This window comes from Atopobium sp. oral taxon 199 str. F0494 (genome assembly GCF_000411555.1).
Taxonomy (GTDB): Bacteria; Actinomycetota; Coriobacteriia; order Coriobacteriales; family Atopobiaceae; genus Lancefieldella.
In genome coordinates this window covers 648,774-664,210 of the sequence record NZ_KE150486.1, presented here as the reverse complement: position 1 = coordinate 664,210, position 15,437 = coordinate 648,774, and the positions used below count along the sequence as shown (strand labels likewise).

15 protein-coding genes are annotated in these 15,437 nt (G+C 53.1%); all 15 read left to right on the top strand.

What is annotated here, in order from left to right; genetic code table 11:
• Positions 1 to 24: 24 nt before the first annotated feature.
• The 15 genes from HMPREF1527_RS02940 to ruvX all read left to right on the top strand — a co-directional run bounded on the left by HMPREF1527_RS02940 (position 25) and on the right by ruvX (position 15,429).
• Entirely contained in the window at positions 25 to 543 is a 519-nt protein-coding gene (locus HMPREF1527_RS02940; protein WP_035433655.1) for a DNA-deoxyinosine glycosylase, read from the top strand.
• 255 nt (positions 544 to 798) lie between these two features.
• On the top strand, positions 799 to 1,452 hold the full coding sequence (locus tag HMPREF1527_RS02935) for an amino acid ABC transporter permease (protein WP_016477211.1): 654 nt from the start codon (positions 799 to 801) through the stop codon (positions 1,450 to 1,452).
• Positions 1,439 to 2,110 (top strand): amino acid ABC transporter permease, encoded by a 672-nt coding sequence (locus HMPREF1527_RS02930; RefSeq protein ID WP_016477210.1) that lies wholly within the window; start codon positions 1,439 to 1,441, stop codon positions 2,108 to 2,110. The genes HMPREF1527_RS02935 and HMPREF1527_RS02930 overlap by 14 nt, the downstream gene beginning before the upstream one ends.
• Positions 2,110 to 2,919, top strand: a complete 810-nt coding sequence (locus tag HMPREF1527_RS02925) for an amino acid ABC transporter ATP-binding protein (protein ID WP_016477209.1) — start codon at positions 2,110 to 2,112, stop codon at positions 2,917 to 2,919. The genes HMPREF1527_RS02930 and HMPREF1527_RS02925 overlap by 1 nt, the downstream gene beginning before the upstream one ends.
• Before the next feature lie 14 nt (positions 2,920 to 2,933).
• Positions 2,934 to 3,824: a transporter substrate-binding domain-containing protein gene (locus tag HMPREF1527_RS02920; protein WP_016477208.1), complete on the top strand. Its 891-nt coding sequence runs from the start codon at positions 2,934 to 2,936 to the stop codon at positions 3,822 to 3,824.
• A 157-nt stretch (positions 3,825 to 3,981) separates the two neighbouring features.
• The gene (locus tag HMPREF1527_RS02915) at positions 3,982 to 4,983 is read left to right on the top strand and encodes a 2-keto-3-deoxygluconate permease (RefSeq protein ID WP_016477207.1); all 1,002 of its coding nucleotides are present in this window, start codon (positions 3,982 to 3,984) and stop codon (positions 4,981 to 4,983) included.
• 97 nt (positions 4,984 to 5,080) lie between these two features.
• On the top strand, positions 5,081 to 6,196 hold the full coding sequence (locus HMPREF1527_RS02910; protein ID WP_016477206.1) for an SGNH/GDSL hydrolase family protein: 1,116 nt from the start codon (positions 5,081 to 5,083) through the stop codon (positions 6,194 to 6,196).
• A gap of 103 nt (positions 6,197 to 6,299) precedes the next feature.
• Positions 6,300 to 7,541 carry a deoxyguanosinetriphosphate triphosphohydrolase family protein gene (locus HMPREF1527_RS02905; RefSeq protein ID WP_016477205.1) on the top strand — a complete coding sequence of 414 codons (1,242 nt, stop codon included), beginning with the start codon at positions 6,300 to 6,302 and terminating at the stop codon, positions 7,539 to 7,541.
• Between the two features lie 44 nt (positions 7,542 to 7,585).
• Positions 7,586 to 8,959, top strand: coding sequence for a replication-associated recombination protein A (locus tag HMPREF1527_RS02900; protein WP_035433650.1), 1,374 nt, complete (start codon positions 7,586 to 7,588; stop codon positions 8,957 to 8,959).
• 77 nt (positions 8,960 to 9,036) lie between these two features.
• Positions 9,037 to 9,687 (top strand): DUF948 domain-containing protein, encoded by a 651-nt coding sequence (locus HMPREF1527_RS02895; protein WP_016477203.1) that lies wholly within the window; start codon positions 9,037 to 9,039, stop codon positions 9,685 to 9,687.
• The gene (locus HMPREF1527_RS02890; RefSeq protein WP_016477202.1) at positions 9,687 to 10,076 is read left to right on the top strand and encodes an ATP-binding protein; all 390 of its coding nucleotides are present in this window, start codon (positions 9,687 to 9,689) and stop codon (positions 10,074 to 10,076) included. The genes HMPREF1527_RS02895 and HMPREF1527_RS02890 overlap by 1 nt, the downstream gene beginning before the upstream one ends.
• Positions 10,066 to 10,896, top strand: a complete 831-nt coding sequence (locus HMPREF1527_RS02885; protein ID WP_016477201.1) for an RNA polymerase sigma factor SigF — start codon at positions 10,066 to 10,068, stop codon at positions 10,894 to 10,896. Before HMPREF1527_RS02890 ends, HMPREF1527_RS02885 begins: the two co-directional genes overlap by 11 nt.
• A gap of 17 nt (positions 10,897 to 10,913) precedes the next feature.
• On the top strand, positions 10,914 to 12,347 hold the full coding sequence (locus HMPREF1527_RS02880; protein WP_016477200.1) for an AI-2E family transporter: 1,434 nt from the start codon (positions 10,914 to 10,916) through the stop codon (positions 12,345 to 12,347).
• Between the two features lie 16 nt (positions 12,348 to 12,363).
• Entirely contained in the window at positions 12,364 to 15,015 is a 2,652-nt protein-coding gene (gene alaS / locus HMPREF1527_RS02875; RefSeq protein ID WP_016477199.1) for an alanine--tRNA ligase, read from the top strand.
• Positions 15,016 to 15,429: a Holliday junction resolvase RuvX gene (ruvX, locus tag HMPREF1527_RS02870; protein WP_016477198.1), complete on the top strand. Its 414-nt coding sequence runs from the start codon at positions 15,016 to 15,018 to the stop codon at positions 15,427 to 15,429. It abuts the gene before it with no gap.
• Positions 15,430 to 15,437 lie beyond the last annotated feature (8 nt).

Below are 15,437 nucleotides of genomic sequence, written 5' to 3'. Positions count from 1 at the left end.
CGTGGAACCTTGCAAGGTACACGGATGCACAAGCGGGAGCACGTTGAAAATGTTCTGCCTCCCGTTATTGACAGAGAATCCCGCGTGCTGCTTTTAGGATCAATGCCAAGTCCTAAATCGCGGGCGATCGGTTTTTACTTCGGCAATCCACAAAACCGTTTCTGGCGTGTTATGGCGGGTCTTTGGGGAGAAAATCTTCCGGACACAATCGATGAGAAAAGAGATTTTTGCCACAGGCACCATATTGCTCTCTGCGATGTTCTTGCATCATGTGACATTGTCGGGGCGTCTGATGCAAGTATCGAAAATCCCGTCCCCAATGCTATCGACATGCTGCTTGCACAGGCTGACATAGTGCGCATATTTACGCTCGGAGGCGCTGCTACGCGGCTTTATCGTCGCTTTATCCTGCCTGATAGTAAGATAGCCTCTGTGCCGCTGCCCTCTACGAGCCCCGCTCATGCTTGTATGACGCTCGACGATCTTATCGAGGCTTTTTCAGAGGTCAAAGAAGCTGCTGATGGAGCAAATGTTTCCAAATGATTATTGTTTCTTACGGGCGGTTGACAAATTCCTAGTTGCAAGTAGGATTACTACCATGCGATTCGAAACGATGACATATCCCATGCCTTGCGCATGTACCGCGATCTGTCCGGTGCCCGAGTCCTATAGGACGAGGGGCTAGTCGTTTTTTGTCTCTCTAGTTGGTGAGGGTTCGGGCGTTACGCCATTCCATCTTTTACAGACAGCGATAGGTACGCAGATTACGGCGTGCGTTTTGGAGAGGATTATAATCGCATGGATTGGGGCTTCATCGGGAAGTATCTTCCCCTGTATGCCGCGGCCGCGCAGACAACCATTGTCATATCGTTTTTAGGCGTTGTATTTTCGCTTATAGTGGGACTTATGTGCACCATGGCTATGCAGACAAACAGTTCAATAGCAAGGTGGCTTATTACAGCGTATACGGAGCTTTCTCGAAATACACCCTTGCTGGTACAGATTTTCCTTATATATTTCGGCTTGACCAAGCTCGGTCTTACAATGGACGCTGAAGCAGCGGCAGTGGTGGGTCTCACGTTTCTCGGAGGCTCCTATATGTCTGAGTCTCTGAGGGCCGGCATAGCTTCTGTCGAAAACATTCAATATGAGTCATCGCAAGTGCTCGGTTTGTCGCGCTTGCAGTCATTGCGGTATGTGATTCTTCCACAGGCGTTTTCAGTGTCTCTTTCCGGTCTTGTCGCTAACGTCATCTTTCTTATCAAGGAGTCTTCGGTCGTCTCCGGCATCGCCTTGGCTGATTTGATGTTTGTAACTAAGGATCTTATCGGCATGATGTACAACACAACGGAAGCCCTTTTTATGCTGGTGGTGTCATATGCCGTTATCTTAGTTCCCCTGTCTCTTTTTGGCAGTTGGCTTGAGAAGAGGTTTGACTATGCTCGTCGATAACATTCTTCTTCAAGACAATGTCATAGCTCGTCTTATGGGAGGGCTTTGGGTCACCGTTGAGATAGGTCTTCTCTCGGCGGCGCTTTCAATTCCTCTTGGTATTCTCGTGGGAGTTATGATGACTTCGCGCAAGCGAGTTGCCCGTGCTGTTCTGAGATTATATCTGGAAATCGTTCGTGTGATGCCTCAGTTGGTCTTGCTCTATGTGGTGTTCTTTGGCACGGCTGCTTGGTTTGATGTCAATCTCGATGGGTTTGAGGCATCTATTGTGGTCTTTACATTCTGGGGAGCCGCTGAGCTGGGAGATCTTGTCCGCGCAGCTCTCGAATCGATTCCGTGTTCCCAGTATGACAGCGCGTTCGCACTGGGTCTTTCTAAAAAACAAACGTTGACGCGCATTGTCTTGCCTCAGGCAGTCACGCGACTGCTTCCGCCTGCAATCAATCTGATGACGCGCATGATCAAAACAACAGCGCTCTGCAATTTAATCGGTGTTGTAGAACTTATTCGTGTCGGTTCACAAATCACTGATTTCTACCGTTTTCAATTTCCCACGACAGGTGCCTTGTGGGTGTATGGCACCGTTTTCTTTCTATACTTTGCAGCCTGCTCCCCCTTATCGCTTATTGCACGCAGGCTTGAGAGGAGGATGCGCTGATGCGTACTGATGAATCTACCGCCGTTTCCGAACGCGCTGATGCCAAAGCGCCCGTGCTTGAGGTCAGCCACCTTGTGAAGTCCTATGGAGGTAAAAAGCCCGTTCTTGACGACGTCTCGTTTTCTGTCGACCGCGGTCAGGTTGTCGTGGTGCTCGGACCTTCCGGCTGCGGGAAGTCAACGCTTTTGCGCTGTATTGTTGGCTTGGAAGATATCCAGGGAGGCGTGGTATTTTTTAACGGGCAGCAAATTTCCGGCGAGAAGCGCGATCACGCGGCGGCGGGTATCGGCATGGTATTTCAGAGCTATGACCTCTTCCCTCATATGAGCGTGATGAAAAACGTCACTTTAGCGCCACTTGTCGCGCAAAAACGCGCGAAAGAAGAGGTGTTTGCGCAGGCTGAAGAATGGCTGCGCCGTGTGGGTCTGTGGGATTTGCGCGATTCATATCCTTCATCGCTTTCAGGCGGACAAAAACAACGCGTCGCTATTGTTCGAGCGCTCATGACCAATCCTGAGGTCATGCTGTTTGACGAAATAACCGCGGCTCTTGATCCTGAGATGGTGCATGAAGTCCTTGGTGTAGTAATGGAGTTGGCGCGACTGGGTCTCACGATGGTCATCGTCACGCATGAGATGCGTTTCGCCCGCGCCGTCGCAGACCGCATCCTACTGATTGATCAAGGCACTATCGTTGAGGAATCAGATGATGCCGAGAAGTTCTTCTCGTCACCCTCAACCGCTCGAGCAAAGGAATTTCTGCGGACGTTTGAGTTTGAAAAAGTTTCCCATAACCCCATCTCGGAATAAGAAAAGAGTTTGTTATGAAGAGTATCTCTGTACAGCTGACGCGCCGAGCGTTTCTTGGTATTGTTGAAAGTTCTGCCGCCCTCGTTTTGTCCGCTTGCGACCATGGTGGGTCTCAGACGGCAGGGGGAGGTGCCGCCGCGAAGGCGTCCGATCGTTTCCGCTCCGTTGACGATATCAAGACGTCAGGCGCTGTCAATATCGGCTATTTTTCCGATAAGGCTCCCTTTGGCTATGTCGATAAGGATGGAAATCCCGCCGGCTATGATGTTGTTTTTGGCAATCGGCTTGCGCAAGATCTTGGCGTGGAGGCGCGCTACGTTTCTACCGACGGTCTTAATCGCGTGCCGTTTTTGCAGTCAAACAAGGTTGATATCATGCTTGCGAACTTTACTGTGACCGATGAGCGTGCTGAAAAGGTTGATTTCTCGTTGCCGTATATGAAGATCAAGCTGGGCATTGTTTCACCTGAGGCCGCGGTTATCAGAAGCGTTGATGAGCTCGAAGGCAAAAAGCTTATCGTCTCCAAGGGGACGACTGCGGAAACGTACTTTGAAAAACAGCACCCCAACGTACAGCTGGTAAAGTTTGACTCCTACGCCGACGCGTACAACGCTCTTCTTGACGGACGGGGAGACGCGTTTTCAACCGACAACACGGAGGTTTTGGCGTGGGTAAAATCCAATCCCGGTTTTGTCGTGGGTGTCGATGACTTGGGAAACGCTGACACTATCGCGGCCGCTGTCCACAAGGGCAACACTACGCTTCTGGAGTTTATCAACAATGAAATAACCGGTCCTTTGGCAGAGGAGAGTTTCTTCCACAAGGACTATGAGGAAACGCTCAGACCCGTTTATGGCGATGATGTTGATCCGGAGACTATCGTTGTCGAGGGAGGCAAGGTATAACTTTGCGGCACCATCCATTTGCTACAAAATGGTTAATAACTTGTGGATGAGAAGGATCTCAGCTTTTGTGCTGATAGAGTAACCGAAACATCTTCCCGCCTTACGCGGGTTGATGCGTGCTCGAGGTTCGACCGTACAAAAGGGGAGGCGTCTGTCTATGACACAATCCGCAGAACAGCAGGCCGCGAAAGCAGAAAAAAGAGGGTTTCAGGTTCCTCGCATTCCCGGCGACATTATGCTTTATCCGCTACTTGCCGGCTTGCTCTTGAACTCTTTTTTCCCACAGGTACTGGCTGTTGGCAGCTTTACCACGGCGATTGCCAAAGGATCCTCCACGATTGTCGGCCTGCTTTTACTGTTCATGGGAGCCAGCATTAACCTGCGCGCGGTTCCCGAGGCTCTGAAAACGGGCATTGTTGTTCTCGTGCCAAAACTGGCTCTGTCGATTGCGCTTGGCCTGGGCGTGGCGGCGGTCTTTGACAACAACTTCTTCGGCCTGTCTGCTCTTTCCATCATCGGGGGCATCGCCTTTTGCAATGTCGCGCTCTATTCCGGCATCATGACGGAATACGGAGACTCCGGTGAGCAGGGAGCGACGGCTCTTCTCGCCCTTACTGCCGGACCTACGATTACCATGCTGGCTCTCGGTGTCGCTGGTCTTGCTGACATCAAGCCTTTGGTATACGTGGGAACGCTGCTTCCGCTGGTGCTGGGCGTCATTATGGGCAACCTCAGCCCCTTCCTCAAAAACCTGCTGGTCCCCGGTATCAATCCCTGCATCGCGGCGGTAGGGTTTGCTCTTGGCTGCGGTATGAGTTTGGAGCAGCTCATTCAAGGCGGTCTTTCCGGCGTGCTGCTTGCGTTGCTTTGCATCGTCATCGGAATTTTGACTTCGCTCTTTGAGAGGCTTTGTGGCGGATCGGGCAAAGCCGGCGTTGCTTCCGGTACGGTTGCCGGAACAGCCGCTACGACGCCGAAAGCCTTTGTAGAAGCCGACGCTTCGTATACCAACATCGCGCCCATTGCAACGGCTCAGATTGCGGCGGCGGTGGTTATTACCGCTGTTGCGGCCCCTCTTATTACCGGCTGGGTCGACAAGCTGTTCTGCAAAGGCGTGGCCGCTCCTGGTGAGCATGATGCTCAGAAAAAAGCCGATTGAGACTATGTTCAAGGTGCCCCAGCAACAGCGATTCCTGCTGAAAAGAGTGAATGACGCTATACTTACAGAGATGTCGTTACTGTAAGGATAGATGGTAATGGTGCAGCAGGACATATCCGCTTATGGGCTCTGCCGTCCTGCTGTTGACGTTTTACAGGGCGCGCTCTGGCGAGAAGAACGTGCCGATGGCTGGGCGCGTCCCGAGCGGTTTTCAGAGAACCAGCTCCATGCTTTGGGCAGTTGTTTGGCGTGGCATCCGGGATTGTATCGGCAGATGGCTCGCTGCACGTCCGGCGTGTCTCTTTCGTTTACGACAGACTCCACTGTGATTGCGCTGGAGCTTTGGGTAGAGAAGCTTCCTCAGGGAACTCAGGCTGTGCTGAGGCAGGTGCCTGAGGGTATCCATGATTCTGTAGCGGTTGAAATTGACGGCAGGCAGGCGATGCTGCTGCCAATCTCGCTTGGCAGTCCCGAAGGGACGGCGCAGCTTCCTTTGGGGACGCCCACCTGCATACACGTTGATTTGACCAATCCAAACGATGCGAAGCGAGAACTACGCCTTCCCGGCTTTGGCGAAATCCATCACATGCGAATCTGGCTTCCGTGTTTGACGAGCGCGGCGGTGCGCATGCTCTATGGGAATGGGTCGTTCTTCTCGCCCGCGCAGCCGCAAGGGCAGCTGGTAGTGATAGGAGATTCCATTGCGCAGGGCTTTGTGACGGGGAGTCCGGCAAAAACGTGGCCTGCGCAGCTTGCCAAAAAATGTAAGCTCGGCCTTATAAATCAAAGCGTTGGCGGGCAAGTCTTTCAACCTGAGACAGTGGAAGCGCCAACGACGCCTGAACCTGTACAGCTTGTCATAGTGGCTCTCGGTGGAAATTATCGTTTCGAGAAGACCGACAGGGATCGGGTTAAACGCGAAATTTCGCGGACGCTTCATGAGATTCGCCACGCGTATGGAGATGCTCGTATAGTCGCGCTGACCCCAACGCCTCATTTTGAAGTAACGTATCAAACGCATCCGCTCTCCTGCTTTGAGGACATGCCTGGGTTTATCGCGGAAGCGGCGGCCTCCGAGCGCATTGACGTGATCGAGGGGACCAATCTTCTTAAGGCGGACCCAAAGCTTTTTGCCGATGATGACCATCCCAATGTGCGTGGAGCTGCTCACATCGCGGCGTGTCTTGCGGAAAACTTCAAGAAATCCGTGTAGTTGCCTCTTTGCCCTTATCGAGCTACCCCTATCTAGCTGCGACTTTAATTTGTGTCCGGGCCTGCGGCTACAATAGCTTTGAAAAACAACAGCGGAGGTTGATATGACGTTGATTAATACCCTCGCTCCTACTCTAACGGGAGCTCTTTCGAAAGAACTTGAAGATGAAATTGCCGCTCAAGTAGCGTCCGGGCGCCTCAGCGCATACGCCTGCAGGGACGCTGAAATTATCCGCCGAGATCCGGACACTGATGGTGCAAGCGTCATACGGCCGGCTTTTGTGCGGGATATCGAGAAGATCATGCATACTCCGGCGTATAACAGGCTCAATGGAAAGACGCAGGTATTTTCATTCCGTGCGAATGATGACCTTACCAGACGTGGCCTTCATGAGCAGCTGGTAGGCCGTATCGCATGCGATATCGGGCGCGCGCTCGGTCTTAATGTTGGCCTTATCGAGGCCATCGCGCTTGGACATGACGTTGGCCACACTCCTTTCGGCCATGCCGGCGAGTACTTTTTAAATGATCTCTATCGCGCTCGTACCGGTCGCTGGTTCTTTCACAACGTACAGAGCGTGCGCGTTCTCGATGAGCTGTATAGTCGCAACCTTTCGCTACAAACTCTTGACGGCGTCATTTGCCACAACGGTGAGTTTGAGCAGCAGGTCCTCAACATGAGCGATCTTTCTTCGTTTGATGAGTTTGACCGTGTGGTTGAAGACTGCTGGCAGCGAGGAGTGCAGGTCATCGATCGTCTTCGCCCCATGACGCTTGAAGGCTGTGTTGTCCGCGTTTCGGATATCATCGCCTATGTGGGAAAAGACCGCCAAGACGCCATTCGCGTTGCTGCCGTGTCGCCTGAGTCCTTCGATGACGGCCTTGGTGGTGCATATAATACCTGGGCGCTTTCCGCTTTTGCGGCGGATATCATTGAGCATAGCTTTGGCAGAGATCGCATTTCAATGAGTGAGGAAGCATTCAAAGAGCTGCGCCGCGCCAAGCGCGAGAATTACCAGAAGATTTATGGAGCCTCCGAGGCAAACGGAGACTTTTCGGACGACATCAAAAATCTCTTCGCCAGACTGTATAACTATGAGCTTTCCGCTCTCGCTTCAGGGGATGAGTCGTGCGCTATCTTCAAGCACCATATTGAGCCGCTTCAGCGTTATCTGGCTTACTACGGCGCAGTCTATGTGTGGGAAGATGATCCCGACCGCGTGGTAGTGGATTTCATTTCCGCTATGACAGACGATTACTTCATAGCAACCTGTGAAGCCCTTTTCCCTGAAGCGCGTGTGCTTTTTCCCAAGCGCACATACTTTGGTAACGGCGTTCACGCTTAAGACGCTCGCGCTTTCCGTAGGATCAGTCGGTTACAATGTGCAGTATGGATACGTTATTTTCAGGCATAAACCGTGCTGTCAAGCGCTCAAACGCGCCGCTTGCCGCCCGTATGAGACCTACTTCACTTGCAGGCTATGTGGGTCAGGAGCAGGCGGTAGGCGAAGGCTCATGGCTGCGCCGTGCTATCGAGCATGACACGCTCTCGTCGGTATTACTCTATGGACCTGCCGGTACGGGTAAGACTACGCTTGCTCGCATCATTGCCAATACGACGCATGCCGAGTTTGTGGAAGTATCAGCAATCACCGGGACGGTCAAGGACCTGAGGCATGAGATAGAAGCGGCGGAGTCTCGTCTTTTGACGGCCGGTCGCCGTACCATCCTCTTTATCGACGAGATACATCGCTTTAATCGCTCACAGCAGGACGCTTTGCTTCATGCGGTGGAGGACCGCACGGTCGTGCTTATCGGCGCGACTACAGAAAACCCGTATTTTGAAGTCAATAGCGCTCTCATCTCGCGTTCGCGTGTAGTGGAGCTACAGCCACTTGACGATGATGCCATTGTTGAGCTTGTCGAACGTGCGCTTGTCAGCCCCGATGGCCTTGCAGGGGAGTATGAACTCAGTCCCGAAGCGCTTCAAGAGATCGTAATGCTTGCGGGCGGGGATGGCCGCGCAGCGCTTACCTCGCTTGAGCTGGCAAGTCAGATGGCGCTACCTGTTGGTACGGAAGATGCCGACTCCAAAAAGCCTGTGATAATAACAGCGCAGCATGTCCATGAAGCAAATCCCCGCCGTGGACTTTCTTACGACAAGGCGGGAGACATGCACTATGACATCATTTCCGCCTTCATTAAATCCATGCGAGGATCTGACCCTGATGCAGCGCTCTACTGGCTCGCGCGCATGATTGACGCGGGAGAAGATCCCAAGTTCATTGCGCGAAGAATCATGATTTTGGCTTCAGAAGACATTGGCAACGCGGATCCGCAGGCGTTACTCATTGCGGAAGCCGCTTTCAAGTCCGCAGAGGTTATCGGTTATCCCGAATGCCGCATCAATCTTGCTCAGGCCGTACTGTATATGGCGCTTGCTCCAAAATCCAATGCGGCGGAGGCGGGCATTGACGCGGCGTTAGCGGAAGTTCGTCACGGTCCCAGGCGAGAAGTGCCAAGTTACTTACGCGATCGTCATCGTCCTGGTTCAGATGAGTATGGAGCCTATCTGTATCCGCATAACTATCCGGAAGGATGGGTTGCGCAGCGCTATCTGCCTGAGGGACTTGACAGCAGCGCGTTCTTCTCGCCCTCTCCGCGGGGCTGGGAAGCGTGGCGCCTTGACGCGATTGCGCGTGGCCGAGGTGAGGAGTCATCTTCACAAACGAACAAAAAGTCTGAGCCCGGAGGGTCAAAGTAAGTGCGGATGGGTAAAATGAGAACGTTAATGATTGTCAACCCTGCGGTGCTGTCGTAACGGCGAGGGAGAGGTGCTCAATGAGCTACATGGATATCGTTCTTATAGTCTTAGTGATTGCCGGCGTATGGGCTGTCATTGAAATCGCTCTGACGCTTCGTTCAACACGAAAGTCGATTGAAGAGGTAACGGTTTCCGCAAATCAAACCATCGAGCAAGTGCAGCCAATCATCGCCAAACTTGATGGCATGATGGATGAACTTGATCCAACGGTCAAGCAGCTTCCCGCGCTGATGGAAAAAGTGGATACTACCGTGGACGCCGCGAACAGTTCCCTTGAGAGTCTCAACGTGGTGCTCGGTGACGTTGCAACGGTATCAGGAGCCGCCTCCGCGGTCACGGCAACGGTAAGCAAAGCGGCGTCAGACGCCGTGACAGGTGTCGTTGAGTCCGTTTCCAAGATTGGCGGCGGCATTGGTTCTGTGGTGAGTCCTTCAAAGCTTGCCGCCGCGGCTCAAGCCCGGCTTCAAGGAGCTTCGAAAGGGGACCAGCAAAAGGCTGACGAGACTCTGGAAGAGTTGCCTCTGCTCTCGACGGAGCGGTCGTCCGCAAAAGCGAAACCTGAAGGTCCCGCATACGTTGACTATGGCGATGAAGCCAAAGGAACCAAGTCGGCTTTTGTAGCAGGCGCGGCAAACGATGCTGAGGCGTCAAAGGAGCAGGGACTGTAATGGATCAAAAAGTAGTCACCCTTACCGTTCCTGCAGACGGAAGCTTTGCGCGTGCTGTTCGCATGACCGCAGCCAACCTTGCCGTTCTTGCGGGAATGAACGTTGATGAGCTGGAAGATGTTCGCATGGCCGCGGAAGAAGGCTTTGTATATGCCTGCAGTACGCAGTCGGAAGATGTCGCGATAGTCTTTACGCTTACGGACAGCTCTATGGAAATGGATTTTGCCCTTGGCGAGGACGACCCAAGCGACAGCGGCGACTGTACTGAGAGCCAGCCGCTTGAACTGGTGGAACTGCTCCTTTCTGCTATCTGCGATGATTTTTCCCTTAATGACAACGGATACACGCTCCACCTGCTTAAGGTGACAGGCGGCGCATATGCCAAATAACGATGCTGCCAAACAAAAAGCTGCACGAAGGGCGGCACGTAGAGCATCTCGCGGAACTCCGGCATGGGACAAAGAACGTACACGCAAACTTTTTGCAGAGTATCAAGAAACGCATGATCCTGAGGTTCGCGATCAGCTGATCGTAAGCCATTTGAATCTTGTACGCTTTTTGGCCTCTAAGTTTAAGAACCGCGGAGAACCGCTTGACGATTTGATTCAGGTGGGAACTATCGGCCTCATTAAAGCGATAGACCGCTTTGATCCCTCGCGCGGCCTTGAATTTACCACCTACGCTACACCCACTATCATGGGAGAGATTAAGCGCCACTTCCGCGACAAAGGCTGGTCGGTACGGGTTCCCCGGCGTTTGCAGGAGCTTTCCGCAAAAGTGAATCAAGTCACCGATGAGTTGACGACAGAACTTCAGCGCAGCCCCTCCGTTGACGAGATTGCCAAAAAGCTGGGGGTGAGCGTTGAAGAGGTTCTCGAAGCGATGGAGTCATCGGGGGCTTACAGCTCGGTTCCGCTTGAAGGGGGAGGCTCGTCGGCAGACGGCGATGAAGCTCCGTCCATCATTGATCAGTACATCACTGAAGACGAGGATCTTGCGGGATCTGATGACCGCATCGTACTTGAAGAGGCCATCGCTGATTTTTCCCCGCGTGAGCAGGAAATTATCCGCATGCGGTTTGTGGAAGGGCTTACACAGGTGGAGATTGCCGAAAAACTGGGCATTTCCCAAGTGCAGGTATCTCGCTTGCTCAGACGCACGCTCAAACGAATCCAAGAAAAGATTGATCCTGAAAGCGCAACCCGCTAGGGTTGAAGGAGATACGTGTGCAGGATAAAGACGAGAAGTTTGCAAGCAATCCCTTTCTGAATGAGAACCAGTGGCGCCGCCGCGGAATTATCGCATGGTCGCTGCTTGGCATGGCGGGAGTTTTTGTCGTTTCCGTCATGGCGTTAGGCAGAATCGGTCAGGCCGTAGAACTTTTAGCTATCGGTGGCATTGTCGCGTTTATATGTAGCCCTTTGACCAACAGGTTTGAAGGGTGGGGAGTGCCGCGCGCATTAGCTGCCTTTCTCGCCCTCATTTTGGTTATTCTCATCTTTTTGGGATTTGTGGCTCTCATTGCGCAGCCGCTCATTGATGAGCTGCTGATATTGCTTAAAAACGCGCCTCTTTATGCCAGTCAGCTGCAGTCAATGATTAGTGAGGTGTGGACTACCTATGACGCGATAGGAAACCCCACCGTCCGCGATGCGGTTAATTCCGTTGTGTCACAAGCTTCCAGCCTCGGCGTATCGTTTGCAAGCGAAGCGTTTCGCTGGCTCTCCGCTAATGCTCTGAGCAACATTTCAACGCTGGGCGAACACTTCATGAGCTTTTTTCTCGGTCTTGTGCTGGCCTATTGGCTTGTAAAGGACTATCCCGTCATCGTCCGTGAGTTGGCGACTATTGCCGGTCCCGACAGAGACGACGAACTCAGGCTTCTGCTTGCTATTTTGAGCCGTTCCGTTGGCGGCTATATGCGCAGTACCATTATTACTTCGGTTGCCAATGGAATCTTTGCCTATGTGGGTTGTCTTTTGATTGGAAATCCGTACGCAGGCCTTATTGGCGCCATCGTCGGTATTTTTCATATCATTCCGGTTGTCGGCCCTGCCTTTTCAGCGGGCATCGCTTTGATTCTTTCGGTGCTGCAAAGCCCGATGCTGGCGCTTTGGACGCTCGTGATTCTCATTGTGGCTCAAAACGTTACCGATAATGTGTTGTCTCCTTTGGTGCTGGCATCAAGCGTCAAAGTCCACCCAGGTCTTTCGCTGGTGGGTATTACGATAGGAGGCGCGCTTGGTGGCGTGGTCGGCACTATTTTGGCGATTCCTCTCACTGCGGCGCTTCGCGGTGTGTTTGTCTACTATTTTGAAGAACATACTGGCAGACAGATTGTTTCTTATAACGGTGCGCTTTTCAACAGTACGCCTTTTCATGATACGAACGGCAATATTCATCCGGCGTTTGATGCCCTCGACGACGATTCGTTCTTTGAGTCCACACGCCTTGTTGACCGAGGTGAAGCGATTGATGCAGAAGCTGACGAAAGGCCCGAAGGTACTGTTGGCATTGCCGAAGACATTGCAAAGGTTCTTGCAAAGTTTCCAAAACCCGCGAATGCGGACGGCAGACAGGCATCGAGTAAGGTAGACTCAAAGGCTGAAACTAATCCATCCCCGGCGGATACGAAACGCCGCCGTTCTGAAGAGCAATAGATTTAGAGAGGTACGCATGTCTGATTACAAGACCATGACCACAGCTGAGATTCGAGAAGATTTTCTCGACTTTTTTGAATCAAAGGGATGCAAAAAGTACCCCTCATCATCGCTTGTTCCTTCCGACCCGTCGCTGCTTCTCGCCAACGCGGGTATGAACCAGTTCAAAGAATACTATCAGGGCATAAAGACCATGAAGAAAATAGGCGCCACTTCATGTCAGAAATGCCTGCGTACTAATGATATTGAAAATATTGGCGACAACCGTCACCTGTCCTTCTTTGAAATGCTGGGCAATTTTTCCTTTGGCGGCTACACAAAGCGCGACGCGTGCACATGGGCTATGGAGTTTATTTCGGACCCCAAACATCTGGGGCTTCCTCTTGACCGGCTGTACTTTACCGTCTTTACCGAAGACGATGAAGCCGCGGAAATCTGGGAATCTCTTGGCGTTGCTCCAGATCACATTTCTCGTTTAGGCGAGGAAGACAATTTCTGGGCGGCAGGCCCCACTGGTCCTTGCGGGCCATGCTCTGAAATTTACTTTGACCAGGGTCCGGAATTTGAGGGCGAGAAGCCCGGCGATGATGGGGACCGCTATCTTGAGTTCTGGAATCTTGTCTTTACGCAATACGATCGTCAAGAAGACGGCTCCATGCCAGAGCTTCCTCATCGCAATATTGATACCGGCATGGGTCTTGAGCGCATCGCCGCTATTATGCAGCACCAGGGCTCTAATTACGAGGGCGATATCATGATTTCCCTCATCAGGCTGGGCGAGAAGCTCTCTGGCAAGCGCTATCAGGCGGGCGATGAAGAAGTAGACAGAAGCCTGCGCATCTTGGCCGACCACAGCCGCGCTGTTTCCTTTATGATTGGCGATGGTATTCTTCCCGGCAACGAAGGACGCAGCTACATTTTGCGCCGCCTGCTTCGTCGCGCTGTCTACCATGGTCGTCTTATGGGTATCCACGGCACGTTTATGGCGGAGTATGCGTATGAAGTCGCGCATCTTTTGGGCGCTGCTTATCCAGAACTTATTGAGAAAAGCGCGCTGATTGACGGCATTCTGACAGCGGAAGAGGAGCGCTTCGGTGCAACGCTTGACGCGGGGGAGGCCAAACTTGAAGACGAGCTCGCCAAACTTTCCGCCGGTGAGCGCCTTTCCGGTGAAGTCGCTTTCCTCCTCCATGATACCTATGGCTTTCCTATTGACCTTACCCGTGAGATTGCAGCGATTGCCGGTCATAGCGTAAACGACAGTGAGTTTGACGCGGCTATGACCCGGCAGCGTGAGCGAGCGCGCGCGAGCGCAAACCGTGACGCTTGGGGCAAGGCGCAGTCCGTATGGGTGGCGCTTTCCGACCGGCTCGATGCGACCGTTTTTGACGGGTATGACCACAATGAGCTGGAAGGCTGTGTAGTCAAAGCTCTCGTACAAGATGGCCAGGAGGTCGATTCGGCTTCTGCCGGCGATAAGGTGGAAATCGTGCTCGACCGCACGCCCTTCTACGCGGAAATGGGTGGCCAGGTGGGAGACACCGGCAGCCTGTCCATGGATGGCCTTTTTGTTCAGATTGACGACACCAAGCAGCGTGACGGTGCTATCGTGTCTCATGTCGGATATGTAGAAGAGGGCAGTCTGAATATTGGCGATGCGCTTTGCGCGTCTGTTGACGCCGGTCGCCGCGAGCTTATCCGCCGTAACCATACCGCGACGCACCTTTTGGACGCCGCTCTTAAGGAAGTTCTCGGCGATCATGTGAACCAGGCAGGCTCTTTAGTTGCTCCGGACCGTCTGCGTTTTGACTTTACACATTTTGAAGCCATGACAGCCGATGAGCTTGCTCAGGTTGAAGGCATGATTAACGCTGAGATTTTCGCGGCAAAGCCCATCGTCACCAGAATCATGAACATCGAGGACGCTAAGGCGGCAGGCGCCGTCGCGCTCTTTGGCGAGAAGTACGGCGACGTGGTTCGCGTGGTTTCTGTCGGGGAAGAAGAACATCCTTTTTCCCGCGAACTCTGCGGCGGCACCCATGTGCGCAATACGTCTGAGATCGGCTTGTTTAAGATCGTGTCCGAATCCTCAGTCGGCTCCAACGTCCGCCGCATTGAGGCGGTCACTTCCATGGGAGCCATAGCGTACGTTGATGGGCGGCTCATGCAGCTTGATGAGGCCTTGCATGTGCTCAAGGTTCGTCCCGACGCTCTCGTTGATCGCATTATGCAGCTTCAGCGCGACCTGCGTGAGGCCGCCCGCAAAGCGGAGGCGGTTACTGTGGGCGCAAGCTCAAATCAAGTTGCCGATGCTGTCAAACATGCTGTTGAGCTCGATGGATACCACTGTGTTTTTGCAAAGCTTGAAGGTCTTTCAGGCAACGAGTTGAGAAGCGCTTGGGATGGCATACGCGACGCGTCGGACGGCCGTCCTATTGCTTGTGTTTTGGCGTCTTCTGGCGCGGCTAACGGCAAGGTGGCTCTTCTCGCGGCCGCGACTGATACTGCTGTGGCTGCCGGTTTTTCTGCTGGCGACATTATCAAAGACATCGCGGGTCTTGTTGGCGGACGTGGCGGAGGAAAGCCTTCCATGGCGCAAGCGGGTGGTACGGATGCTTCCGGCATTGATGCCGCTCTTACGGCAGCAAAAAGCAAGCTTGGCGCATAAGTGCGCGTCTTGGCGCTTGATATTGGTGACGTGCGAATCGGGATTGCAATAAGCGATCCCGATGGTCGTGTCGCCTCGCCTCTGTGCGTGCTTCCTGCGCAGGAGGTTCTTTCTCATGCCCGCCCGTTCAGACTGCTGCTTGAAGATTGGGAACCCGAGTTGCTTGTGTGCGGTAAACCAATGACGCTTGCCGGCGAAGAGGGTCCTCAGGCGCAAAAAGTCATTGAGCAAGCAAAAAAAATTGCGGCGCAGTCAGGTCTTCCATTAGAATTAACCGACGAAAGGCTTTCGTCAGCAGAGGCTAAGCGCATCCTGAAAGCACAAGGACTCAGCGAGAAGTCTATGAAAGGCAAAGTGGATATGGTGGCCGCGTCATTGTTTTTGCAAGCATGGCTTGATGCGCGGCATGAGTAAGGGAGACT